This window comes from Acidithrix sp. C25, assembly GCF_904848545.2.
Genome location: NZ_CAJHCI020000010.1, coordinates 256366 through 280880, shown reverse-complemented (window position 1 = coordinate 280880; position 24515 = coordinate 256366). Strand labels below are relative to the sequence as shown.

19 protein-coding genes are annotated in these 24515 nt (G+C 47.5%); 17 read left to right on the top strand and 2 right to left on the bottom strand.

What is annotated here, in order from left to right; translation table 11 throughout:
• Window positions 1–68: 68 nt before the first annotated feature.
• Complete coding sequence (locus ACIDITHRIX25_RS77005; RefSeq protein WP_160291731.1) at window positions 69–2069, bottom strand: elongation factor G; 2001 nt, start codon at window positions 2067–2069, stop codon at window positions 69–71.
• A gap of 360 nt (window positions 2070–2429) precedes the next feature.
• Between ACIDITHRIX25_RS77005 and ACIDITHRIX25_RS77000 the strand changes: the two genes are divergently transcribed.
• From ACIDITHRIX25_RS77000 to ruvB, 12 genes are all read left to right on the top strand, one after another.
• Window positions 2430–3200 carry a CDP-alcohol phosphatidyltransferase family protein gene (locus tag ACIDITHRIX25_RS77000; RefSeq protein ID WP_052604740.1) on the top strand — a complete coding sequence of 257 codons (771 nt, stop codon included), beginning with the start codon at window positions 2430–2432 and terminating at the stop codon, window positions 3198–3200.
• 213 nt (window positions 3201–3413) lie between these two features.
• Entirely contained in the window at window positions 3414–4310 is an 897-nt protein-coding gene (locus tag ACIDITHRIX25_RS76995) for a lysophospholipid acyltransferase family protein (RefSeq protein ID WP_201733078.1), read from the top strand.
• Window positions 4311–5697: 1387 nt separating this feature from the next.
• Complete coding sequence (locus ACIDITHRIX25_RS76990; protein ID WP_052604737.1) at window positions 5698–6777, top strand: glycosyltransferase family 4 protein; 1080 nt, start codon at window positions 5698–5700, stop codon at window positions 6775–6777.
• A 21-nt stretch (window positions 6778–6798) separates the two neighbouring features.
• Entirely contained in the window at window positions 6799–7608 is an 810-nt protein-coding gene (locus tag ACIDITHRIX25_RS76985; RefSeq protein WP_052604736.1) for a M48 family metalloprotease, read from the top strand.
• 59 nt (window positions 7609–7667) lie between these two features.
• The gene (locus tag ACIDITHRIX25_RS76980) at window positions 7668–8723 is read left to right on the top strand and encodes a DUF3048 domain-containing protein (protein ID WP_052604735.1); all 1056 of its coding nucleotides are present in this window, start codon (window positions 7668–7670) and stop codon (window positions 8721–8723) included.
• Between the two features lie 177 nt (window positions 8724–8900).
• On the top strand, window positions 8901–9812 hold the full coding sequence (gene pdxS, locus ACIDITHRIX25_RS76975; protein WP_052604807.1) for a pyridoxal 5'-phosphate synthase lyase subunit PdxS: 912 nt from the start codon (window positions 8901–8903) through the stop codon (window positions 9810–9812).
• Window positions 9813–9826: 14 nt separating this feature from the next.
• The gene (gene pdxT / locus ACIDITHRIX25_RS76970; protein WP_235347610.1) at window positions 9827–10426 is read left to right on the top strand and encodes a pyridoxal 5'-phosphate synthase glutaminase subunit PdxT; all 600 of its coding nucleotides are present in this window, start codon (window positions 9827–9829) and stop codon (window positions 10424–10426) included.
• A gap of 25 nt (window positions 10427–10451) precedes the next feature.
• Window positions 10452–11201, top strand: a complete 750-nt coding sequence (locus ACIDITHRIX25_RS76965) for a YebC/PmpR family DNA-binding transcriptional regulator (RefSeq protein ID WP_052604734.1) — start codon at window positions 10452–10454, stop codon at window positions 11199–11201.
• The gene (locus tag ACIDITHRIX25_RS76960; protein WP_052604733.1) at window positions 11201–11671 is read left to right on the top strand and encodes a peroxiredoxin; all 471 of its coding nucleotides are present in this window, start codon (window positions 11201–11203) and stop codon (window positions 11669–11671) included. Before ACIDITHRIX25_RS76965 ends, ACIDITHRIX25_RS76960 begins: the two co-directional genes overlap by 1 nt.
• A 66-nt stretch (window positions 11672–11737) precedes the next feature.
• Window positions 11738–12247: a crossover junction endodeoxyribonuclease RuvC gene (ruvC, locus tag ACIDITHRIX25_RS76955; RefSeq protein WP_052604732.1), complete on the top strand. Its 510-nt coding sequence runs from the start codon at window positions 11738–11740 to the stop codon at window positions 12245–12247.
• Between the two features lie 66 nt (window positions 12248–12313).
• Window positions 12314–12916 carry a Holliday junction branch migration protein RuvA gene (ruvA, locus tag ACIDITHRIX25_RS76950; RefSeq protein ID WP_052604731.1) on the top strand — a complete coding sequence of 201 codons (603 nt, stop codon included), beginning with the start codon at window positions 12314–12316 and terminating at the stop codon, window positions 12914–12916.
• Window positions 12913–13989, top strand: a complete 1077-nt coding sequence (ruvB, locus tag ACIDITHRIX25_RS76945) for a Holliday junction branch migration DNA helicase RuvB (protein ID WP_201733077.1) — start codon at window positions 12913–12915, stop codon at window positions 13987–13989. Before ruvA ends, ruvB begins: the two co-directional genes overlap by 4 nt.
• 303 nt (window positions 13990–14292) lie before the next feature.
• On the opposite strand, the gene ACIDITHRIX25_RS76940 is transcribed toward ruvB, so the two are convergent.
• A complete protein-coding gene (locus ACIDITHRIX25_RS76940) occupies window positions 14293–15621 on the bottom strand; it encodes an aminotransferase-like domain-containing protein (protein ID WP_201733076.1) in 1329 nt (442 codons plus the stop codon).
• 133 nt (window positions 15622–15754) lie between these two features.
• Here ACIDITHRIX25_RS76940 and ACIDITHRIX25_RS76935 point away from each other — a divergent pair, with 133 nt between their 5' ends.
• The 5 genes from ACIDITHRIX25_RS76935 to ACIDITHRIX25_RS76915 all read left to right on the top strand — a co-directional run bounded on the left by ACIDITHRIX25_RS76935 (window position 15755) and on the right by ACIDITHRIX25_RS76915 (window position 23907).
• The gene (locus tag ACIDITHRIX25_RS76935; RefSeq protein ID WP_052604728.1) at window positions 15755–17050 is read left to right on the top strand and encodes an aspartate aminotransferase family protein; all 1296 of its coding nucleotides are present in this window, start codon (window positions 15755–15757) and stop codon (window positions 17048–17050) included.
• Window positions 17051–17099: 49 nt separating this feature from the next.
• Complete coding sequence (locus ACIDITHRIX25_RS76930; RefSeq protein WP_052604727.1) at window positions 17100–18590, top strand: CoA-acylating methylmalonate-semialdehyde dehydrogenase; 1491 nt, start codon at window positions 17100–17102, stop codon at window positions 18588–18590.
• 1547 nt (window positions 18591–20137) lie between these two features.
• Window positions 20138–21199 (top strand): tRNA preQ1(34) S-adenosylmethionine ribosyltransferase-isomerase QueA, encoded by a 1062-nt coding sequence (gene queA, locus ACIDITHRIX25_RS76925; RefSeq protein ID WP_152626092.1) that lies wholly within the window; start codon window positions 20138–20140, stop codon window positions 21197–21199.
• 390 nt (window positions 21200–21589) lie between these two features.
• Complete coding sequence (glnII, locus tag ACIDITHRIX25_RS76920) at window positions 21590–22594, top strand: glutamine synthetase GlnII (protein WP_201733075.1); 1005 nt, start codon at window positions 21590–21592, stop codon at window positions 22592–22594.
• Between the two features lie 1121 nt (window positions 22595–23715).
• The gene (locus ACIDITHRIX25_RS76915; protein WP_201733074.1) at window positions 23716–23907 is read left to right on the top strand and encodes a hypothetical protein; all 192 of its coding nucleotides are present in this window, start codon (window positions 23716–23718) and stop codon (window positions 23905–23907) included.
• The last annotated feature ends 608 nt before the right edge of the window (window positions 23908–24515 follow it).

The following is a 24515-nucleotide window of genomic DNA, read 5'->3' as shown; positions in this document are numbered from 1 at the left end:
CTTTGTAGATGCCGTTATCGATGAGCGACTTTGAGCGTCACCGCTTCCTTGGCAAAAGACCGATATCTTTAGGTAAGATACTTCCCGTAGAGAGCCTTGGGAAGTGGTTCGTAGTGGTCAAAGGTCGCATCGAACTCACCTTGTCCTGCTGTTATCGAACGCAATTCATTTGAATAGGTCATCAGTTCGTTGGTGGGCACAACTGCACTTATAATGAATCTTCCAGTTGCTTGGTCATGGTCGCTACCTAGAACCTTTGCTCGATGGGAGTTTAGATTTCCAAGGACCTCGCCTTGGAGCTGTGGAGGAATTGAAACTTTTATCTGCGATATAGGTTCGAGGACAACAGTTCCTAAGCGTTCGATCGCCTCACGAAGGGCGATCGAACCAGCCATTTTGAAGGCCATCTCCGAGCTGTCCACGCTGTGATAGGCGCCATCGTATAGGTGTGCTTCGAAATCTACTACAGGAAACCCGTATTTACCTCCGGTGTTTGCACCATCAACAATACCCTTTTCTACCGCTGGGATGAATTGGCGAGGAATAGAACCTCCAACGATTTCGTCGTGAAAGCTAAAGCCACCACCGATCTCCTTGGTGCCAAATCGAAGGCGAGCGACTCCGAATTGCCCGTGACCTCCGCTTTGTTTCTTGTACTTTCCCTCCACCTCGCAGTTTCCCGCCAGAGATTCCAGGTACGCTACGTCACAAGGACTCAATGTTGCTTTGACGCCGTATCTTCGTTGTGCTTTTTCAAGTGCCGTTGTGAGTTGCAACTCACCGATTCCAGAGAGAATTAGGGCATGAGATCGTGTATCTCGATGGATATCTAAAGTTGAGTCCTCTTCGATAATCTTAGATAGGGCCAGCGAGAGTTTTTCTTCGTCAGCTTTAGCAGCCGGTGTTACCTTGTATGAAAGGGTAGGTTTTGGAAATTCAAGTAGCTGTCTAGGGGCCGAGGAGTTTGGTGTTCCTAAAAAGTCGCCGGTCCTTAGCGATCCCAGCTTTGCTATAGCGACTATGTCGCCACTTGAAGCCGTAGCTAAATTTAGATGTTCTTTACCTACCAGGCTGAAGAAGGAATGGATTTTTTCAGTGGCGTTTGATCTGTGATTGAAGCACTCACTATCGACCTTGAGCGTTCCTGAGATGATCTTAGTAAGACTGAGGTGGCCAAGAAAAGGATCCGAATAGGTCTTAAAGGTTTGAAGGCCAAGGGCGTCGCTTGTATTGGGGTTTGGTGGTGGCGCGATCTCACAGAGGAAGGTGACTAGTCGGTCTATTCCAATTTGGGATGTGGCGGAGCCCACAACTACAGGAAAGACTTGTGCCTTGGCCACTCCTTGGGCCATCAGCTCTTCTAATTCGGCTTTTGGCGGTACTTCACCCTCTAGATATGCAGCCATTGCAGAGTCGTCTGCAATTACGATTCCCTCGACGAGGAGATCATGAGCTCGGTGTTCGGTAATGGCTATATCTGCTGGGATCTCAGAGATGGTAGGTAACCCAGCAGAATATGAGGTAGAAGTCTCGTCGAATAGGTCAATGATACCCGCGAAATTGGGGCCATTTCCTATTGGGAGTTCGATTGGAGCGATCCCGGCCCCAAATGCCAGGGACAATGCATCTATCGTATCTTCAAAATTGGCGCGATCCTTGTCCATCTTATTTATGAAGATCATCCTCGGGATGGAGTTTGCTGCAGCGATATTCCATATTCGTCTTGTGTCGTATGTGATCTCTTCACTTGCGGAGACGACAAAGAGTGCCATATCACAGCCGCCAAGGCCACTATGCACCTCTCCAATAAAGTCGACCACTCCAGGGGTGTCCAGGAGATTTATCTTGTATCCGCCATAGTTGAGGGTTACCAAAGAGAGGCTTATAGAGTGCTTATGCTTGATCTCTTCGGCTTCGAAGTCGCTAATTGTGTTACCATCTTCGATACGCCCTTTGCGTGAGGTCTTTTCTATGTGATGGTAGATAGCTTCTACGAGACTAGTCTTGCCTGAACCTGTCTGGCCGACGACTGCAACATTTCGGATCTTCTCCGAGTTTGTCGGGTTCAATCCAACCACCTCCTTGGTCCATGAGGATATATGCCCCATGGCCTCATTTTCAAAGCGTCTTATTGGGAGCGTTTTGAGAGTTACTGATTATCTGCGGAAGTGGATGGCTGGTTTTTTTTTCGGTCTCTTTCCAACTCTTTGATCCATAAACTTCAAGCGCCTAACACCTCCGTACCTGAGAACTTATCAGAAAGCGAACCTCGATTCCAAGAATTGGAGGTGACTTTTGTAACTAAGACATCTGCCACATAGGGTGCTAATTTACTTCGAAATGGCCTAAGATGAAAGCAATGGTTGGTGGGTCTTAGGTTTCTTGAGATAAGATCGCACTAAATTATCTCAAAATTGGAGAATTCTAAAGTGTTTGATGGGAATCTGAGGTCACAAGTTGATCGGAGAACCCAACCTGTTGGAATTGCGCTAGCTAGTATCGGTATTACGGCTGATATTTTGACGCTAACAGGTGTGGTAATGTCAGTCGTGACGGGTGCTCTTTTAGCAACGTCGCATCTTTTCATAGCTTTCATAGCATTGGTGGCCTCATCGGTACCTGATCTTTTGGACGGACCTGTTGCTAAAGCCAGAGGAACCTCTTCAGCCCGCGGTGCCTTCTTCGACTCGGTATCGGATCGATTCAGCGATTTGATGATAACAGTTGGCCTTTCTTTTTACTTTATCGCTAGCCATCATACCTATCTTGTCATCTTGCCATTTGGGGTATACGGGAGCGCATCTTTGATCTCTTATCAGCGAGCCAAAGCCGAATCTCTTGGATTCAATGCCAAGGGCGGGATCATGGAACGCGCTGAGCGCCTCGTTTTATTGATGGTGGGGATTTTGATTCCACCTTTGTTGATTCCTATATTGTGGCTTGTTCTTGTTCTTTCTGTGGTTACTGTCTTTCAAAGATTTATCAAGGTTTGGGCTCAAGCATCCAATAGAGATAACAGGGTTAAGCTACGTATCCGACAATCGTATCAATCTCGTAAGCGTCTCTCGGAGACGTCTTTGAAAGAGCGTTTTCGTAGTGGTCGTGGTCATCGTGCTGATAACCGCAGAAGCCATAGGGTTAGAGTTAGCCAGGCAAATGCAGATCGTTCACGATGGTTTACTTCAAAGTTCCACGACTAACTCCTTTTAGCCTTTTGCTCGTTAGTTCCACGACAATCCACTTTGGCTGACCGTTGATAGATCAAAAGAGCAGGGTCTTTCGTTTTCATCAAAGATGAGCTTAAGCTGGAGCTTTGTTTGTGGATCCGAAATTTCCGTTGGTAGTGCTGGCTTTGGCGGCCAGTGGTGATAGGGATCTTTGGATGAGAACTCTCCATTGTTGATCGAAGGTTGATGGAAATTCAGAAGTTTTTCAAAGACAGAGGGCTTTTGCTTGGCTATAAGATTGCCAACGCCATAGCTGAAGTGATTCCATTTGAATTGGGCTCTAAAATTGGAGTTTTTGGCGGGTCGCTAGCATATTTAGCCAATCCAAAGCGACGCTTGGTGGTGAGAAATAACCTTGCACCTGTCGTGGGGACACAGGGCGTGTACTTGGAAGCCTTTGTTGCTAGGTCTTTTGTATCTTATGCCCAGTATTGGTTTGAATCATTCAAGATGGGCACAGCATCACGATCTATGATATTGTCTCACGGCCGGTCTGAGGGAATGGAGAGCCTGTACGAAGCCATCGCACAAGGAAGAGGAGCAATTGTAGTTGCTCCGCACCTTGGCAATTGGGACTTTGGCGCGGCTTGGTTCGATACGGATCGCATTGGCGTCAATGCAGTTGTTGAGGGCCTTGAGCCTCAAGAGTTATATGAGTGGTTTTTAGAACTTCGGACTCGATTTGGCGTGAAACCAATTCGCCACGATGACAATCCGATGCCAAAGATAGTTGCCGCTCTTCGCGCAAATGAGGTGGTAGCGATCGTGGCCGACCGCTCTTTGGACGCTTCAAGTGTTGAGGTTGATTTTTTTTCTAGAAAGATCTCAATGCCACTGGGGCCTGCAATAATGGCGCTTCGCACGGGAGCGCCGCTACTTCCAACTGCCGTCTTTATGGAGGCCAATGGAGGCCATTGCATGCGAATGTTGCCTGAAATAAAGGTGGGCGAGCGCACCAATCTCCGAAGCGATGCAAAACGTTTAACTCAAGAGATTGCATATGCTTTTGAGACCTTGATTAGCCAAGCACCAGAGCAGTGGCACGTTTTTCAACCCCTCTTTGACAATTTAAATCTCAAATAATGGGCTTTACAAAGTAAGCTCATTATTTTAATTTTGCTGATCACTTCGATTGTATAATAGCTATTGTTTGTAATGTTTCGATATTACTAGAGATGAATAGCATGGTTATTCGAAGCCATAGATAACACGGATATTGGGATACTTTATTTGGATACGGGCCTACCAAAACATGGTTTGGTTTTCGCTACTTGATTGTATAACAGTGCTAATGTACTCGTAGGATATCAGGTTCTAACGGTGATTTTTGCGCACTGAAATGTGATTCTAAGTGGCTTGATGTGTCTAGCAGGAGCGAAGTTCTGGGCTATGGTTTCATAAGATGCCTGACCTAGCGGTAAGATTGTATCGTAGAGAAAACTTCTAGCGCAGGCTCCTAACATCCGTCTCCACGCTTAGCCTTTCTGCACCCTGCTTTTTACGATTGGGATATTTTTAGGTGTTATGCTGTTGTCGATCGATGCGGTTTCTTATTGCTATCTGTTAGCGTTGGATCTATTTTTAAAGCGATAGCACTGGCGATAATATGACTTGAGAATCCAAATTAGATAGTAGGTCAACTATGGGTTATATTTCACCCTTGATTTTTTGAGATTTAATTACAAATGATCCTGTATTGATGGTTGTTTAGCAGTGGCCATAGTAGTTTAAAAGTCAATTATTAATGGTCGTCTATTTTGATTCAGTTAGAGGTTTTTACCCTTAGACGACCAAGCCATATAGCGCTAAAAATCTAAAATTGTTAAAGAGCTAATTCCGTAATGTTCTCCTGAAATGGTTGGCCAATTTAGCGATGTCGTAGCCTTTGGGAGGTTTATACTCCGCGTTCTTATTGATAAGGTCTATTTTCACTCTTATCTAGGTGTCTTTTTGAAGTTGTTAGATGGCTCGATTGGCTGTAACTCTGGGGAAATTAGGTCATTATTGGTGCTTCGAGAAGCTTGATCTCGCCGTTGCAGCCTATCTTCTATTGGAAAATGCTTGCGGAAGATGAGATTAGGGTATTTTTCAAATCGGCGATTTGTGTGAGACTAATAATTGCCTCGAGTTCGTCGATTTACCCCTCGGGAAGGTATCTCCTTGAAGAGGGGTGCTCGATGGTTCTCCATAGCCTTTTTGATGACTATTTCGATCTCGATTGGGGCGACGGCCCATGAATGCCACGATCTGAAGTTCTTGTTGAGTCGCCAAAGCGCACCCACATTGGTACTTTGAGTCCGCTCTGGTAGATCAGAAGCCACCAATTGATATTTTTGTTGGAGCTATAGCGCTAAGGAAGGTTTTGGCTGAGATTGCGTTATCTGAGCAATTGAGGGATGAATAACTGGGCAGCGTAATTGCCAGGAATTGAGGGTAGCTATTAGCCAGAGTGTGGCCTAACCTATTTTGAGTGAAAGTTGCAGTAGTTTGTCCATATAGCCTTGGTTTTCCTGGGGGTGTTCAATCTCAGGTGGTAGGCCTAACGTTGGCGATGCGTGCACACGGTCACGAGGTGGAACTATTCGCCCCCTGTGACGATTTGATTCCTCCATACGATATGGTCTGTTTGGGTCCTTCGCTAAGACTTCGTGCAAATGGCTCGATTGCGCCTACTGGCCTGCGCCCCTCGACAATGGCTAAGTTGCGTCACGAATTGAGGAGTTACTCATATGACGTCGTCCACCTACATGAGCCCCTTGCGCCTGGTCCTAGTTTGGTTACGTTGGCTTCGGTAGAGATTCCCATCGTTGGCACCTTCCACCGCCAAGGAGTGTCACTAGCTTATCTCGCCTTTGGCAGGGCGATGTCTCCGCTGGCGCGTAGGATTACCCGGCGCTTCGCAGTCTCAGCTGAGGCTGCTAAAACAGCATCTCGTGTCATAGGCGGAAGTTATGAGATCTTGGGTAATGGCGTTGATTTGGGTCGATATTCAACAGGCCCCATTTGGCCAAAAGAATCCCCGGTGGTACTTTTTTTGGGACGCCATGAGAATCGTAAAGGCTTAGAGGTTCTTTTGCGTAGCGTGGAATTAGTCCGATCACCCGCCACCTTTTGGATTGCCGGTGATGGTCCTGAGACTCCGGTATTGCATAAAAAGTTCTCTCATTTGTCGAATGTGGATTGGCTTGGTAGAATTTCAGATGCAGAGGCCGCATCACGTATGCGGGCGGCCGATGTATTTGTTGCACCAAGTCTTTTTGGTGAATCATTTGGTGTCGTTCTTCTTGAAGCTATGGCAGCTTCTGGTGCTGTGGTGGCATCGGATATCAGGGGATATAGAGAGGTCGCCAGGAAGGATAGAGAGGCTCTGCTTGTGGCTCCTGGTGATCCAGAGGCTCTAGCGTTATCAATTGATCGGGTCTTACAGGATGATAAGTTGAAAGAGCGGCTAGTATCTAGCGGTTTACAGAGAGCATCAGAGCACTCAATTGATAATCTTGCTTTAAGGTATCTCAAAGCCTTTGAAGAATCGATTTCCGAAGCTTCTTGATGCTAGGTGAGGTTTTTAGCGTTGTCTAAACAGGGCGCATTCAAATTTTGGGGTGGAGTAAAGGGTTTTGACACCAAGGCAGCGGCCGCGGAGTTGTTGACCTACTTCATGGTTGTTTCAGGGATTGTGGGAGCAGTCCTTGGCATTGTTATTGGATCTCTGGTCGCAATAGTAGGCGTTCCCGACAAGATTGGCCTTTTGATCGGCGTAATCATCGTCGCGGGCTCTCTTGTCTTTGGATCTGTCTCATTCAGTCAGGGAGGTGCTGACGAGACAAGATTTCTCGGGTTGACCGAGCTCTCTGGCGATCTTCATCCTCGTGTTGTATCGCTGCTGGAGGGATTGTCGGCGACAGTCGGAATAGATATGCCTGGGGCCTATCTGCTCGATGAACCTCAGATCAATACAGTTGCTATAGTGGGTCCCGGACGTCAAGGTGCCTTTGTGGTCACCTCTGGTGCATTGGAACTGCTGACTCGCATGGAATTAGAGGCGATTATAGCTCGCGAATTGGTCAAGATTCGAACAGGTCAAGTTCAATACGAAGCTCGATTACGAGCCTTCCAAAGAACGATGGGCAAATACTCCCAACGCTTTGTTCCATCGGCTCATAGTCACGAGATGTTGGGCCGCGATATCGCCAATGACATTGGTGGTATTACCATAACCCGATTTCCACCTGCCCTCATCTCAGCTATGGAACGTGCCGAAGAGATAAGTGTCAGACCGTCAAAGGATACCGAGAGACGATTGTTTGCACAATTTTGGTTTATCCCAGAGTTCGATGATATCGAGATGGACCAACGCATAGCTGAGCTGTCGGGATTTTGAATCAGATTTGACGTACTTGATATTACGCTAATTATGACGTCGATGAATTGGAGAAGACTTTGCCAAAAAGTGGTTCTATATTAGTTGGTATTGCCTTAACCACAGGAATGTTATTGGCAGCATGTGGATCTTCGGGTAGTTCCGTTGCTTCCTCATCCACTACAAATGCGGTACCGACGTCGACCACATCCACCACTTCGGCTACGATTGGCACCTTTCCTTTGACGGGATTGCCGGCAACAAAAGCCGATGCCTCGAAGTTGAATAGACCGGCGCTAATGGTCAAGATTGACAATGCTCCCCAGGCTTGGCCCCAGTCTGGAATCAACCAAGCCGATCTCGTCTATGAAGAGGTCGTTGAGGGTGGAATCACTCGGTATATGGCAGTCTTTCAAAGCCAAAATGCACCTTCGGTTGGGCCAATTCGATCTGTGCGTGGAACCGACGTTGCTCTAGCCGCCCAGACGACGGGTTTACTTGCCTATTCCGGGGGAATACCTACTTTTGTCTCGGAAGTTCGAGCAACCGGCATCGTTGACGTTGGTGCGATGGTAGCAGGTAGCGCCTACACGCGTGACTACTCTCGAGCAGAGCCACACAATCTTTACTCTAGCACTAAGGCGCTCTATGGTGCAGCAAATGGGCGCGGTGTTCCAGCTAAGCCGTTGTTTCAATATGGCTCGGCCCACTTGAAAATACCTGGTGCAACAATACGTAATAAAAGCATTACTATCGCGATGTCAGGCGTCACCACTGACACTTGGACCTACCATCGCTCAGGGTCCGATTGGACCAAGTCCATCAATGGCACCAACGTAGTGGATACGACGGGTGCTCCCATCTCGGCGACGAATTTGATAATTGAGTTTATTCCCTACGCCAATACAGGATTTGTGGATCCGGCTGGCAATCCAGTTCCAGAAGGGATGATTGTAGGAAATGGTAACGCTGAGATTGCAATAGGTGGATATGTAGGAGCTGCAACATGGGCCAAATCTTCAAATGTTTCACCGACAAACTACTCCTATAGCAGTGGCACACCGGTCAAACTTCGTCCCGGTAGGACCTGGGTAATCTTTGCGCCTATTGGTGCATCTTTTACAACGACACAATAGGCGTTGTATTAAATTTCCATCTTCGATGGTTTTCTTGTGAAATTGTCCGGACGATTTGGTTTGAGAGCCGTGGTCGCTAATCCTAACTTATTATTTTAGGACTAGAATGAGTATCCATAGTGTGGTGCTCCAATGTAGGCGTGTCTACATTGGATAAGAGCTTAGGTGTGGATAAAAGTGTCAAACGACAACAGTGAGATCGTAAAAGAATCGTTGGAGAAGGCTACAGTACGCGTAAAAACCGGTTTGGCGGAGATGCTCCGTGGTGGCGTAATTATGGACGTAGTCAACGCCGATCAGGCCAAGATCGCTGAAGACGCCGGAGCGATAGCCGTTATGGCTCTTGAGCGAGTACCTGCTGATATTCGCCGCGATGGCGGTGTTGCTCGAATGAGCGACCCGGCACTAATTGCTGAGATTCAGGAGTCGGTGGGGATTCCAGTGATGGCAAAGGCAAGGATCGGCCATTTCGTTGAAGCACAGATTTTGCAGTCGATGGCGCTTGACTATATCGATGAGTCTGAAGTTTTGACGCCAGCGGATGAGGCTCACCACATAGATAAGTGGAAGTTTAATGTTCCCTTTGTCTGTGGTGCTACAAATCTTGGAGAGGCTCTTCGTCGTATCTCCGAGGGTGCCGCTCTGATTCGATCCAAAGGCGAAGCTGGCACTGGTAATGTAATCGAAGCCGTTCGTCACCTGCGTTCCATTCTGGGGGACGTAAGAAAGATTGGCCAAGCTGACTCTTCCGAGTTGTACGCTTGGGCTAAGGAGTTGCGTGCTCCAATCGAACTCGTGCAAGAGGTGGCCCGTCGAGGCGAACTTCCGGTTCCGCTATTTTGTGCCGGTGGAATTGCCACCCCAGCAGATGCGGCACTTGTAATGCAATTGGGTGCACAAGCGGTCTTCGTGGGCTCTGGTATCTTCAAGAGTGGTGACCCATCTAAGCGCGCTCGCGCGATCGTTGAGGCAACAACACACTATATGGATCCTCAAATATTGACCAAGGTCTCTAGAAATCTAGGCCCAGCCATGGTGGGTATTGAGATGGACGAAGTAGATGTTCACCTCGCCGAACGAGGTTGGTAACTAGTTCCTTGGCGGTGAATGTAGGTGTTTTGGCGCTGCAGGGAGATTTCCGTGAGCACCAAGAGGCTTTTGCCCGAATCGATGTCTCGTCCAAGCTTGTAAGACTCCCCAAAGATATGGTTGGCATTACGCATTTGGTTTTTCCAGGTGGGGAGTCTACGGCGATATCGATGCTCTTGGAATCCTCAGGACTCTTCGGGGCCATTGGTGAATTTTTGGCAAACCAAGGTGCCTGTTTTGGGACTTGCGCCGGAATGATCTTGCTTTCTAAGGAGATCCATGATGGCCGGGCGGATCAAATTGCCTTTGGTGGTATTGACATCTCGGTTCGAAGAAATGGCTTTGGACGCCAAGTCGATTCCTTTGAGGCGGATCTTCAAGTCAAAGGGCTTGATACGCCAATGCGTGGAGCATTCATTCGCGCTCCGGTAGTCACTCGAGTTGGAGCTGGAGTCGAGGTGTTGGCGAGTGTAACATATGACTTTGGACCAAATCGTATTGAGAGCGTCCCTGCTGTGTGTCGTAACGCTAATGTATTGGTATCTTCATTTCATCCCGAGGTTACCAACGACTCAAGGCTGCATAAGCTATTCGTGGATGACTTTCGAGTTTAGTTGTTTTGGCTCTAGGTGGAAATAAATGTCAGGTCACTCTAAATGGGCAACCATAAAGCACAAAAAAGGTGCTCAAGATAAGGCAAGAGGCAAGCTCTTTGCAAAATTGATTCGTCAAGTTGAAGTCGCAGCCCGCGAAGGCGGTGGTGATGTTAGCTCGAACGCAACGCTTCGCACGATGTTTGCTAAAGCCCGCGAAGCCTCAGTCCCACTCGATACTATCGAGCGTGCTATAAAGCGCGGAACCGGAGAACTTGAAGGCGTAAAGTACGAAGCTGTCTCCTATGAGGGTTATGCCCCAGGCGGAATTGCAATGATCATCGAGTGTCTTACCGATAACCGCAATCGAACCGGTCCTGATGTCAGGACAATCTTTTCCAAAAACGGCGGATCCATGGCAGAGCCGGGTGCGGTTGCTTGGCAATTTGAGCGTAAGGGCGTAATCTTAACCTCACGTGACATAGACGAAGATGAGCTGATGCTCGCAGCTGCTGATGCAGGTGCTGAAGATCTAGTTGATCTAGGTGATTCCTGGCAGGTGCTATGTCCTCCGCATCTTCTTCAAGAGGTTCGTGAATCGATCGAGGCAGCAGGATTCAAAGTTTCATCGAGCGAATTAGATCTGGTTCCCAATGCTACGATTGAGCTAAATGATGAGTTGGATGCACGCAAGGTGCTAAAGCTCGTCGATGCACTAGAAGATCTCGATGATGTGCAGAATGTCTATGCAAATTTTGATATTCCAGATTCGATTCTTGAATTGGTGGAGGCGTAGTGCCACTTGGTGTTGGCGATAGGGCTCCTGACTTTACGCTAGACGGGAGCCCTAGAGCGAGTTATCGTGTATCTGAGATGATTGGCACCCCATTGGTGCTTGCCTTCTACCCCGAAGACCACTCACCAGTATGTTCTATTCAGCTTAGGGCCTATTCAGATGGAATGGCTGACTTTTCGAGATTGGGAGCGATGGTTTGGGGGGTATCCCCTCAAGATCCTCAAGTTCATAGCGACTTTGCTGAGAAATATGGGATTAATTTTCCACTTCTCAGTGATGGCGATAAGGCGGTCGCAAAGGCATATGAGGTGCTAGGGCCACTTGGCTTTTATCGGCGAAGCATCTTTGTGATCGACAGGTTCGGTATTATTTCATATTGTCATCGAACTACGGCTGGCTTGACGTATAAGCCCACCAGCGCTCTTTTGGAGGCTATTCAAGAGGCTGAAGCCAAATCTTCGGGACGTTAATTTTAGGTCTCCTATTTTCGTAGATTACGATCCCAATTGCCGACTAAAACCCAGATGGGGGCGCGGATGCGTGTACTTGGAATTGACCCTGGCCTCTCGCGATGTGGTTATGGTGTTGTTCAGAATAATCCAGCTTCTTCCATCCAACCTGGAGTCGATATGATCAGCGGTGGGGTTATTGTTACGGATCACAAGGATATCTTGGGCCATCGCCTTTCAGTCTTTCATGGGGATTTTGTCTCTCTTTTGGATGATTTTTCTCCAGATGTCGTAGCCATCGAGAGGATCCTTTTTCGCAAGAATGCCAAGACTGCCTTTGGCGTTGGCCAGGCCGTTGGGTTAGTGCATATGTGTTGTTACCAAAGAGGGGTTCCAGTCGTTGAATATAGCGCCGCTGAAGTAAAGTTGGCTGTAGCTGGTCACGGTAGCGCCTCGAAGTATCAAGTTCAACGAATGATACAACTTTTAGCTAACCTAGATGAGATGCCAAATCCTCCAGATGTCGCTGATGCATTAGCTCTTGGAATGTGTCATCTAGCAAATGTCTCTGGTGGCGGAGCTCTGGTACTCTCTTAGTTGGGTTCAAATCAGAAGCTCGATTTTCATCTGTTAGTTTTAATTCTAGGAAAGTAGAGATCTTCGTTGATAGCGCTATTACGTGGCAAGGTTAGAGGAAAGGCTGGAGACCGATCAATAGTTGTAGATGTTGGTGGGGTTGGGTATCTCGTTTCGGTTTCGGCGGAGCTCTTTGTCTCGGTCTCGGTCGATAAGGACGTTGAACTATATTGTGTAACGGTCGTACGTGAAGATGCCATTACGATCTTCGGCTTCGGGTCAATGGCGGATCGAAATCTGTTCGAAGCGCTAATTAATGTTCGCCTGATTGGTCCATCTATGGCTTCCATGATAGTTTCCACCTTGCGGGTCGACGATTTGATTGAGGCTATAGAGACTAAACAGACCGCGATGCTGACTAGGGTTCCAGGAGTCGGGGAAAAGACAGCGAGTCGGATATTGGTAGAGCTTTCTTCTAAAGTTGGCCTCATTCGAACTGCAGTTGGAGATGATTCGATAGGCAATGTGCGGCGTTTGAGCATCTCGGCTGGGGTGCGAAACGAGGTTGAAGGGGCTCTATCGGCACTTGGTTTTGACTCCAAGGAGATTAGAGGGGCGCTCTCGAGGATCGATGGAGATCTCGATTCCGAGCAGGCCCTGAGATTTGCACTGAAGGAGCTCACGAAATGAGTCCGAGAAAAGAGGTCGTCGGCGCTAGTGACGTTGGCGGTGGTGATCGTGGTCATCGCATCGAAGCAACCAATCCAGCTGCAATAGTTGGCGATTCGGCACTTGAATCTGCGATTAGACCTCGAAGTCTTGAGGAATTTATTGGTCAGCCAGACCTTAAAGGTCACCTGGATGTTGTTATCCAGGCTGCGATTCAGCGTGGCGAAAGCGTAGACCATATTCTCTTTGCGGGGCCGCCCGGTCTCGGCAAAACTTCGCTAGCCCAGATAGTTGCAAATGAGATGGGCGCAGGATTTCGTGTCGCCTCTGGTCCAACACTGGTTCGCGGAGGAGATTTGGCCGCGATCTTAAATTCCCTCAACAAGGGTGACGTCCTCTTTATCGATGAGATCCATAGGATGTCTAAATCTGCAGGTGAAGTGCTTTATCCAGCGATGGAAGATTTCAAGTTAGATATCCTCATTGGAGAGGGACCGACGGCTCGTTCTATCCGGTTGGACCTAGCACCATTTACTCTTATTGGTGCTACGACGCGAACCGGAATGCTAACTGGTCCTCTGAGGGACCGCTTTGGCTTTGTGGCGCGCCTGGGCTACTACGAAGTTCCCGAGCTTACTAAGATCGTGCAACGTTCATCTGGCGTTATGAATCTAAAGATTACTGGAGATGCATCGATTGAGATAGCAAGACGTTCCCGTGGCACGCCCCGATTGGCTAATCGTCTTCTTCGGCGTGTGCGTGACTTTGCCCAGGTGAACGAAGCAGAGATGATAGATATGGAAACTGCCCGGCGTGCTCTTAGCTTTTTTGGAGCCGATGAGATGGGTCTCGACAAGATCGATCGAACTATTCTTGAGACCATGTGTATCCGATACGGTGGAAGACCGATTGGAATTACGACTATCGCAGCGACGATAGGTGAAGACGCTGAGACGATCGAGGACGTCTATGAGCCATTCTTACTCCAGAGTGGACTAATTTCAAGGACCCCGCGAGGCCGCGTTCCTACTGCTCTGGCGTATCAACATATAGGGCTAGATAGGCCTGCCGATAGCGGAGATCTCTTTGGTTAGTGACTCCGTCCAAAGCTTCTAGTTGGAGAGTCTTGGAGTAGATCTTGGATTAACTTTGGCCATCTTTGGCCAAGCGGATTAAAAAAGCCAGACCGCAAGTGCTTTGCGCAAATGGTGGCCTTGACAAGAGCCACTTTAAATAAAAGGGACTATTTGTTTGGCTTGCGATAATGATCACGAGCCATTAGATGCAAATATAGATATCGATGTCACTCTTTCTTTGCCAAGATCTTCTTCCAAGGTTCGTGACCTTTATTGTTGGGTCGCCATAGGCATAAAGGTCTAACTTTTTGTTTTAGGGGTCTACACCTTCCATGCATTTAGAGCCATATGAAGGCTAAGTGGGGGATCGGTAAGGGCCGCCGTGGTTACCCTTAGATGAGGTAAATGGTTCGGATCTAAATGAAATGCGCTCCCCGGTGCAACTACGATTCCTTGGCGTGCGAGGTCTGTGATGGCCCCTACTTCGGATGTCACTGGGATCCATGCATTTAATCCATCGTTGGATGAGATCTCGATTCCATCTTGCCTAAGCGCCTCGGCTAGGTCGCTGAGGCGCTTAGCGTAGGTCTTTCGGGCATTATTGACAGATTCGTTTGCAATTGAATCGCTCAGGAGATTGGCTAGGATCCTTTGAATTATCTCAGAGGTCCAAGATGGCCCGAGACGTCGACGACTATTGAGGGCGCTGATAGTCTCAAAATCTGACGCAATTGAAGAGATTCGTAGATCGGGTCCATGAGACTTCGAAAATCCGTGAATATTTATAACACGATTAGGGACCTTGCCCCTGAAGGATCTTATCGTTGAAGTTGAAATGGCTCCGGAGTGGTCGTCTTCTATGATTGTTACTTTTTCAGATTTGGCGAAGATTGAAGCTAGTTCTTGGTAGCGAGTTGCACTCATTGAGATACCAGTTGGGTTTTGTGATCGAGGTTGCACTATTATCGCTGTCGGAGATCGCGTTAGGGCTGCGGCTAAAGAGTCAGGCTCGACTCCTTCGCTGTCTAGTTTGACAGGGATAGGGATCAATTTATGCACCTCTAAGAGATCGAAGATCGGTGGATAACTGGGTTCTTCGACGACAATACGGTCACTGGGAGTTGTTGTCTGCTCAAGGATGCGATCAAGTGCATCTAGAGATCCATTGACAACTGTTATCTCGTTGGATTTCACCTCGTGTAGCACCATAAGTTGAATTAGAAGTTCATCACAGACAGTGCGATGTAGGAAATTTGACGATGTCGTAGTTGCTAGCTCTACCTTTGCCCGGCGATGTAGATCATCGAGCAGTATAGGGTCTGGAAAGCCGGTTGAAAGATCGAGCGCTAATCCTTCGTTACGAGTAGGCACCATGCTAAATACCCGAGCACGTCCAAGGTCACGATTTCTTCGAGTCACCACAGTTCCAGCACGCCCTAAACCTTTGGCTAGCCCCCGTCGCTCAAGTTCAGAGTAGGCACTTGCGATCGTGGATGGAGAGACACTAAGCGTTCGAGCTAGCGCTCTAATGGGGGGTAGTTTTGTGTCGGAGGAGACCTGTTCGGTGATGACTATCTCCTCCAATTGCTCGGCGATCTCTTTAGCATTTTTGACACCGAGGAAGCGGGACGAATCAATTTTTAGGATCAACGCTAAACCAATCTTTGTACTAATACAAAAATAGCATTATAATTAGTACAAAGTGCAATCTTTTAAGATATTTTGTAGAGTATGGGTTTTTACCTCAGGATCAGATGCCCATTTAAGGTCAAGGAGCCTCACCATGTCTCAGCATGATTTACTAATGCGCCATAAAGCAGTAATGCCTAAGTGGCTGTCTCTTTTTTATAACGAGCCGATAAGTATCGTCTCTGGCGATGGACGCTATGTGGTGGATGCTGACGGTAACCGCTATCTGGACTTCTTTGGTGGGATTCTGACGACAATGACTGGCTACTCGGTTCCGGAGGTTGTCGATGCCATAGTCGACCAAGCCAAAAAGATGATCCACACCTCGACTCTGTATCTAATCGAACCAATGATCGAGTTGGCAGAGCGAATTGCTAAGTTGTCCAATATCGATGACGCCAAGGTATTTTTTACGACTTCTGGCTCAGAGGCAAACGATGCCGCTCTATTGTTCGCTACAGCATTTCGAAGTTCCAATCAGATTTTGGCGGTACGGAACTCATATCATGGTCGTTCGTTCTCTTCATTGGCAGTTACCGCTAATCCAGGGTATGCCGCGACGAATCTCTCACCATTTCAAGTCTTCTATATCCTCGGTGGCTCTAGAATCAGGGGGCCATTGGCAGGTTTGAGCGATTCTGAGTACATCAAGCGTGGAGTGGCAGACTTGGAAGACTTGCTCTCTACTGCTACATCAGGCCAAGTTGCCGCCCTGATCGCCGAGCCAATACAGGGTGTTGGTGGATTTTCACTGGCTCCCGATGGATATTTTGGAGCGATCAAAGAGGTTCTCGACCGGCACGGAATTCTTTATATATCAGATGAGGTTCAGACTGGGTGGGGAAGAACTGGCGAGAATTTTTGGGGATACGAAAGCCACGGTGTCGCTCCTGACCTCATTACATTTGCTAAGGGACTGGGAAACGGCCTTGCGATGGCTGGAATAGTAGGTCGATCAGAGGTGATTGACGCGATCCCAGGTACCTCGATCTCGACGTTTGGAGGTACGCCTTTGGTGGCTCGTGGTGCGCTAGCAAATCTCGAATATCTGTTATCGAATGACCTCCAGGCTAATTCAGCAAAAGTAGGTGCCCATATGATCACGCGCTTTTTGAACGAGACCAAAGCTATAGATACGGTAGCTGACGTGCGTGGTAAGGGGCTAATGATTGGAATTGAGTTGTGCGAAGCTGGTTCAGTCGTGCCATCTCCGGCGATCGCTTCCCTAGTCCTTGAAGAGGCTAAGAGTCGCGGTCTGCTTGTGGGCAAAGGTGGAATCGCTGGAAATGTACTTCGAATTGCTCCACCGCTCTCGATCACGTTGGAAGAAGCCGATCACGGGATTGACGCATTGGTCGAGGCCATCGCTGCGGCTAGTAAATCTCTTTAAATTGAGATCTTGATTTATTTTTATTTTTGCTTACAGTGAGGAGTTCGCTATGGAAAATGTAGTAGCACATTATATTGACGGCAAAGAGAATCTAGGGGAGTCGGATCGTTCGTCCAACGTCTATGACCCTGGTACCGCACAGGTAACAAGAAGCGTTGTCTTAGGAACCTCTTTGGATGTGGATAGCGCAGTTGCTAGTGCTCATCAAGCCTTCGCAACATGGGGTAAGACTCCACTTAGCCAAAGGGCGAGAGTCATGTTCGCATACCGAGAGGTGCTTGAGCGAAATGTGACAAATATTGCACGGGTTATCTCCAATGAACATGGAAAGACTCTCCCAGATGCAATTGGAGAGGTGCGACGGGGTCTTGAGGTGGTGGAGTTTGCCTGTGGTATTCCACAACTCCAAAAGAGCCAGTATTCCGAGGGTGTCTCTCGTGAGGTTGATACTTTTTCAATTCGCCAGCCTCTTGGAGTGGTGGCTGGAATCACCCCCTTTAACTTTCCAGCGATGGTTCCGCTTTGGATGATTCCTGTTGCAATTGCAACAGGAAATACATTCATTCTGAAGCCTTCTGAGAAGGACCCCAGTACTTCATTATTGTTGGCCTCTCTCTTTAGCGAAGCGGGTGGACCAGATGGTGTCTTTAATGTTGTGCAAGGCGATAAGACCGTCGTCGACGCCCTCTTGGACCATAGCCTGGTTAGAGCCGTCAGCTTTGTAGGATCGACACCAATAGCTAGGTATATCTATGGTCGAGCTAGCGCAAATGGCAAGCGCGTCCAAGCTCTTGGTGGCGCTAAGAATCATATGGTTGTGTTGCCTGATGCAGATTTGGAAGCTGCTGCTGATGCTGTTGTTTCTGCGGCTTATGGCTCTGCAGGGGAGCGCTGTATGGCGATTTCGGCTTTGGTGTTGGTCGGGGATATCGCAGATAAAATGATCGACCTGATCTCAGATCGTATCGCAAAACTACATATTGGATACGGTATTGACGAAGGCGTAGATATGGGACCGCTGGTCACAGCCGAGCATCGTGATAGGGTAGCATCATTTATCGAGACGGCAAGAAAGGACGGCGCTCGGGTGGTTGTCGATGGCCGTGACCATAAGGTAGCGAGTGAGGCTGGATTTTATCTTGGCGCATCACTGATTGACAATGTAACCCCTGGTATGGCCGTCTATGACAACGAGATCTTTGGACCAGTACTTAGTTGTACAAGGGTAGCAGATTCCAACGCAGCTCTCGAACTCATCAATTCAAATCAATTTGCCAATGGGGCCTCGATATTTACTCGTTCTGGAAGCGCAGCTCGTTATTTCCAGAGTGAAGTATCAGCTGGCATGGTCGGAATAAATGTTCCAATTCCAGTTCCGGTGGCTTATTACTCATTTGGTGGATACAAGGACTCGCTCTTTGGCGATACCCATGTCCATGGTGAAGAAGGCGTGAAGTTCTACACCAGAGGCAAAGTGGTCACGCAGCGCTGGGTCCATGAGTCGCGACGGGGTGTCGACTTCGGATTCCCACAAACCTAAGACAGACCTAGGACGCAGTAGGTCTACAATTGAGATAAAGATCGAACTATAGTACTTGGGTCTCAGTTCGTTTGGTTTCAATCAGGCTGGGTACTGGTAGCTTGCCTAAGCCACCAGTACCCACCGCTATGACCAAGTGATCACTATATCGCTGATTTGATATGGGATCTCATGGTTTTGTTGACGTTGTTACATGCACGTTTATCTTCAATTGACGCAGGTATTTTAACAAGGAGTCACTGGAATCATCAGCCTATTTGGTAACTGATTTCTGAGCAATTCATCTAAATTTATGGCAATATCAAGGGAACTCTTTGATCTATGGCATTGCAAAGGGTAAATTTGATTGTGAATCGAGCGAGCTTTGCACATAAGCTATCGCTAGGGGGCCAATAAGGTGCTAGAGGAATTGATGCAGAGGAATTGATGCAGAGGAATTGATGCAGAGGAATTGATGCAGAGGAATTGATGCAGAGGAATTGATGCAGAGGAATTGATGCAGAGTAAGAAAAGATGCGATGGGTTAAGCCCGCTCAACCTTGATTGCACCTTCGCATCTTTGTCTGCAACTAGCCATCTTAATCATCGACTGCAACCATCAGCGCCACTTTTTCCCTCGCCACTTTTTCCCTCGCCATTTGATTGAGTGGTTTGTCGTTAGAGCTCCGGCAGATTTGTGTTGTCGATTTGCCAGGCCGATCATTGCTTACCAAATTGGCCCAAAAGCGCTCTATCTCTAACCTGAGTGCTTTGCTTAGATTGTGATTTTAATAGGGTTGAATGGTCGAAACAGACAATATTTAATATGCATAATAGCCATTGCGCCTTATCATATTTGGTCAATTCAGTGTTTATTCCGTGACCAAGATGGGGCAGGGCGAATCGATAATTATTCCCTGTGACCTTCAGCTTTCACAGCGGTAAAAATGCAATGGATTACCCAGGCGCCTTGATCGGATCTCGCGGGGATTGCGAGTAATCCTGCCTCTGTGTTTTGCTGAGGAACCTCATCGAAAGCTTTCTCTGTCAATTAGGTTGTCGATACGGTTGTCACTTAACTCGAATGGCCCTTCCAAGAGGGCGGAGTAGCGATGGAGGTGGCTTAGATCTTTGAATTTGAAAATTTTATTGACAGACTTAGATACTTCTTTGATCATTATTGTCCGCCCAACGAGGTAGTTCTGAACGATTCAGCGCTTTAGCTCCAAGGTGACTATGCATTTGAGATTTTTGGGGTTGCCTCTAGGGATCGAGACCAAAGAAACCACTTTGATCTCGTTGTGATCACAGTGTGATCACCGTGTGACTATTGGATGGAGTTCCAATACATTCGTGTTTGAGCGCCGCAAATATTTCGATTCATATAATGTCGATGCAAATATTGTCGATTTGAGGCTTCTAGCGAGACGTATCTCGGGTTTGACTTCTTCTTCGCTAATTGCTTTTGGATTATGAATTTGTAATTCACTTTCAATTCGACGAGATTCCAATACCTAAGATGGTGTCGTTTTTAGAGGGTGGGTCTCATAGACTTTTTTCAGGTGTTTATGAATAATGATTCAAAGAATGTAGATCCGACTGCGGCTGTCGACGAAATGGCCCTCTTCGACTATGATTTGCCGCAATCTCTTATTGCCCAGAGCCCTATTGAACCTCGATCCTCTGCCCGGCTGCTCGATGCTTCTGGTGAGAAATTCGTAGATCGCCATGTCTATGACTTCCCCCTGCTTTTGAAAGAAGGCGACGTCGTTGTGGTCAATGACACTAAAGTCCTTCCAGCTCGGGTAACGCTTTTCAAAGAATCTGGTGGGGCGGTTGAGCTTCTCTTTTTAGAGGAGGTGGCGCCAAGATTCTGGTTGACCCTGGCCAATCCAAGCAGGAAACTCCTTTTTGGGGTCCCCCTTTGCGACAGGCAAGGTGTTGTTGTGGCTGTCGTAAAAGAAAGACGTGAGCGCGAAGGTGATGCCCCAGTTCGATTGATTGTAGAGGTCTTAGAGCCGGAATTGATCGAGAAAAGTGGCGAAGTTCCGTTGCCGCCTTATATCAAGGAGCCATTGAAAACTCCGGAGAGATATCAAACCGTCTATGCCAATCGAGGCTCTTCAGCGGCTGCTCCTACTGCTGGATTGCACTTTGATAACGATTTGCTTGAAGCTATTTCAAGGGCTGGCGCCTCTTTGGTTAAGGTAGAGCTATCCGTTGGACTGGACACTTTTCTTCCAATCAAGACAGAGCGAATTCGAGATCATAAAATCCACACCGAGAGCTATTCGGTTAGCAGCGAGGCTTGGGATCAAATACGATCGGCACCTAGGGTCATAGCAATTGGGACCACGGTTGTACGAACGATTGAGACTGTTGGTACGACTGGCCAACTCAGTGGGCGCACGTCGATCTTTATCCACCAGGGCTATCAATTTCTTGTTACCGATGTACTGCTGACGAACTTTCACATTCCAAGGTCGTCACTTCTGCTCCTCGTAGATGCTTTTGTGGGACCGCGATGGAGGGAGATCTACGAGCATGCAAAACAAGAGAGATATCGGTTTTTATCCTTCGGGGACGCGATGTTGCTAAAGCGTGCCAACTCGGATTCTCTAGAGCGATGATTCGATTTACGATCTAGCTTCCGATCTAGTCAAAGTTTAGAGAAACAAAAGAATTAACATTTTGGAAATTTATAGACGAAAATCTCTGTTTTCCTCCTTTTACTATGGTTGTGACCAATTCTTTTGCCACTACTGGATATGTATGGGTTTCGAAGTCGCAATGGCCTAGGCAATAGCGAGTACCATTCCCTGATGTATCTGGTTTTTATGCGGTGAAGACGTCATTTTTTGCGTTTACACTCCGTTCATATTTTAGAAAAATGTTCGAAACAAACGGCGTTGAAGATGGTTAGATGCAGGAAAACAGAGCTGTCTTCCTGTTTCAAGTATTTGGTCGCTGGGGCGTAAGATCATTCCGCGCCCCTTTGAGAGATGGAAGGCATGCTTAAAATGAGTTATCAGGCGGAGTACATTTGGATTGATGGTACCAAGCCATCACCTTTGATGCGCAACAAGACCCGAATTATTGCTGATGGCGTCGAGCCAGGGATTTGGGGATTTGATGGGTCGAGCACCAATCAGGCTCCTGGTAGCAACTCGGACTGCGTGTTGCAACCCGTATTGGTTTGTCCAGATCCAATTCGCGGTGGTGAGAACCTTTTGGTGCTCTGTGAAGTTCTTACGACGGACTTTGAGCCACATCCATCCAACACTAGAGCCGCTTGTTTGGCTGCGGCCGAGCTCTATGCCGACCAAGAGCCAATGTTTGGTATTGAGCAAGAGTACACCTTCTTTCAGTATGGACGCCCTCTTGGATGGCCAGAAAATGGATTCCCAGCACCACAAGGTCCTTACTACTGTGGTACTGGCGGAGAGAAAATTGTCGGTCGCGAGATCGTAGAAGAGCACACAGCCGCTTGTATCGATGCTGGATTGGCGATTGAGGGTACAAATGCTGAGGTAATGATGGGTCAATGGGAGTTTCAGATTGGCGTCTTAGCTCCTCCTGTAATTGGTGATCAAATCTGGATGGCGCGTTGGTTGTTGGCCAGAATTGCTGAAGATCATGGTGTAGTAGTTAGTTTTGACGCAAAGCCGATGGACGGAGATTGGAATGGGGCTGGAGCCCACACCAACTTCTCGACCAAGGCAACCCGTGAAAATTACGATGCGATCATCGCAGCATGTGAAGCTCTTGGGAAGAATGTAGATGAGCACATTTCCAACTACGGTGATGGAATCGAACGTCGTTTGACCGGTGCGCATGAAACAGCCCGCTATGACGTCTTTAGCTACGGACCATCCGATCGTGGAGCCTCGATTCGTATCCCATGGCACGTAGTAAAGGCTAAGAAGGGATATATCGAAGATCGTCGTCCAAATGCCAATGCCGACCCCTATGTTGTTTCGCGGTTGATCGTTGAAACCGTATGTGGTGCTGCTGCCCAGGATTAATTTTGACTACCATCAACCTCGAGGGATGGTTCTTGATGAAAAAATTAAAACTCTTTGTCTAGGTCTCTGATCTACAAGCCGGTGGTGAAAACTAGTTTTCACCACCGGCTGTTTTTGTAGATGTAGGAGGGTCTTTAGCTTTGGTGACGCATCCTCTTTTTTCAATGCCGCCTGGAAAGCTAAATGAGCTAGTAGATGGGATCACTATTGGTTAAGTAGGTAAGCTGATTTGGTTTATTGAATCTAGACCGAACTTTCGTCGTTTGTCATAATTCAAATAGGTTCTAGTTCTTCTAAAAGGCGATAGCAATCATACTGGAACGCTAAAGATGAGTTATAGAACTTAGCCCTGCGAGGTCTCCTCTTTGGAGCGGACCTCGCAGGGCTATAGCAATTGCGGTACGGTGAGGTAGCCAAAGAGCGTTCTCTAAAGTGGTACTAAAGAAGCTAGCGCAAAGACTATTTCAAGCATGGGTTGGCTAGACGAGCGAGAACGAACCATCTTCATTAACCACGACAAGTATCTCGAAAGCGAATTGGATTATGTCGAAACCGAGCGCTGGACACCCCCTGAGCCAACTTTTAGACTAATTTCAGTCGAGCCTTTGACGGTCGATAGATAAAGCCACCTCTTAGCTATACTGTTACAGCAATAAACGCTCGGGTTGGGAGTTACCGCAATCCTCCTTTCCACCATCTTGTAGTCTTCTTTGACCTTCTCATTGAGTGCGGGACTATTCCGCGACTTGCGACTTCGAGTGACTGTTAACTCCGAAGTGTCACCTTGCCCCCAAATGGGGCTATAGGTTCGTTGGCCTCAGCCATTTTTTTAGATCCGAGGCCTTGCTATCGAGCTGCTATAAATATGGCTGATACGATCCCGTGTTAAAGAAATTATAGACAAGGCATCTTTTGAGTATCTGGGTCCCAGACCATTTGTAAAGCTACTCGATACGTCTTTTTGATGCGGAAAGTCATTTTGATAAAGTCGTTCTAAGGCGTCATCTATTTCGTTCGCGGCTACTTATGGAGCTCAGAGGCTAAGTAACAAGTCCGTACTCGCAACTGCAACAATGTCTGACTTACAACTTGGAGAATACCTTCGCACAAAAGGTCTCTTGATGAAGGAGCTGAACGACTGGAGAATCTCCTGTTCAAAGGCGAATGACAAGACTGGTGAAGCGGTATCCAAATACAGATCGGCACTAGCAAGTGAGAAGGTCAATATAAAGAAGCTCAAGTCAGTGACTTTTCTTTTATCTTTGGACCATCTCGCCGGGATCTTTGGACCACCTGATTCTTTACCTGATTAATTCGCTTCGGCGTCTTAAAAAAGCGGATACCAAAGGAGGAAAGAACATAAATGAGTTCAAAGAAATGGACGGTGGATATGAAAGATATCTGTAATTTATTGGCACTTGCGGCCAAGGGTAGTTAGAGCAAAGACTAAGTCAAATATGGGTTGGCTAGACGAGTGAGAACGAACCATCTTCATCAACCACGACAAGTATCTCGAAAGCGAATTGGATAACGTCGAAACCGAGGGACGGATACCTCCTGAGTCAACATTTAGACTAATGTCAGTCTAGCCTTTGGCAATCGATAGATAAAGCTTTCTTTTAGTCATAGTGGCACACCAGTTGACTCTCTGGTTAGGAGTTACTGCTTCCTTTTTGGTACCATCTTTGTCGTCTTCTTTGACATTCTCATTGAGTGTCTGACTATTTACAGCCTACGGCCACTATTAATGTTCCTGCGATTCGATACTAGATGTCTTGTTTTCTTCGGAATTATTTGTAGATATACCCCGTATTATCGATCTAGATAGTTATCGTCGTTTCTTTGATTACGGACAACTCACATGGTAGCTAGTGCAACGGTTCAGTGTGGTCATCCTGGATACCGCGTAATTTGATATCAC

Excerpts from the sequence above, each read along its gene's own strand:
- ACIDITHRIX25_RS76935 (WP_052604728.1), top strand. The coding sequence starts at position 15,755 with ATGTCTCAGCATGATTTACTAATGCGCCATAAAGCAGTAATGCCTAAG.
- ruvC (WP_052604732.1), top strand. The coding sequence starts at position 11,738 with ATGCGTGTACTTGGAATTGACCCTGGCCTCTCGCGATGTGGTTATGGT.
- glnII (WP_201733075.1), top strand. The coding sequence starts at position 21,590 with ATGAGTTATCAGGCGGAGTACATTTGGATTGATGGTACCAAGCCATCA.
- ACIDITHRIX25_RS76995 (WP_201733078.1), top strand. The coding sequence starts at position 3,414 with ATGGAAATTCAGAAGTTTTTCAAAGACAGAGGGCTTTTGCTTGGCTAT.
- ACIDITHRIX25_RS76915 (WP_201733074.1), top strand. The coding sequence starts at position 23,716 with ATGAAGGAGCTGAACGACTGGAGAATCTCCTGTTCAAAGGCGAATGAC.
- queA (WP_152626092.1), top strand. The coding sequence starts at position 20,138 with ATGAATAATGATTCAAAGAATGTAGATCCGACTGCGGCTGTCGACGAA.
- ACIDITHRIX25_RS76930 (WP_052604727.1), top strand. The coding sequence starts at position 17,100 with ATGGAAAATGTAGTAGCACATTATATTGACGGCAAAGAGAATCTAGGG.
- ruvB (WP_201733077.1), top strand. The coding sequence starts at position 12,913 with ATGAGTCCGAGAAAAGAGGTCGTCGGCGCTAGTGACGTTGGCGGTGGT.
- ACIDITHRIX25_RS76965 (WP_052604734.1), top strand. The coding sequence starts at position 10,452 with ATGTCAGGTCACTCTAAATGGGCAACCATAAAGCACAAAAAAGGTGCT.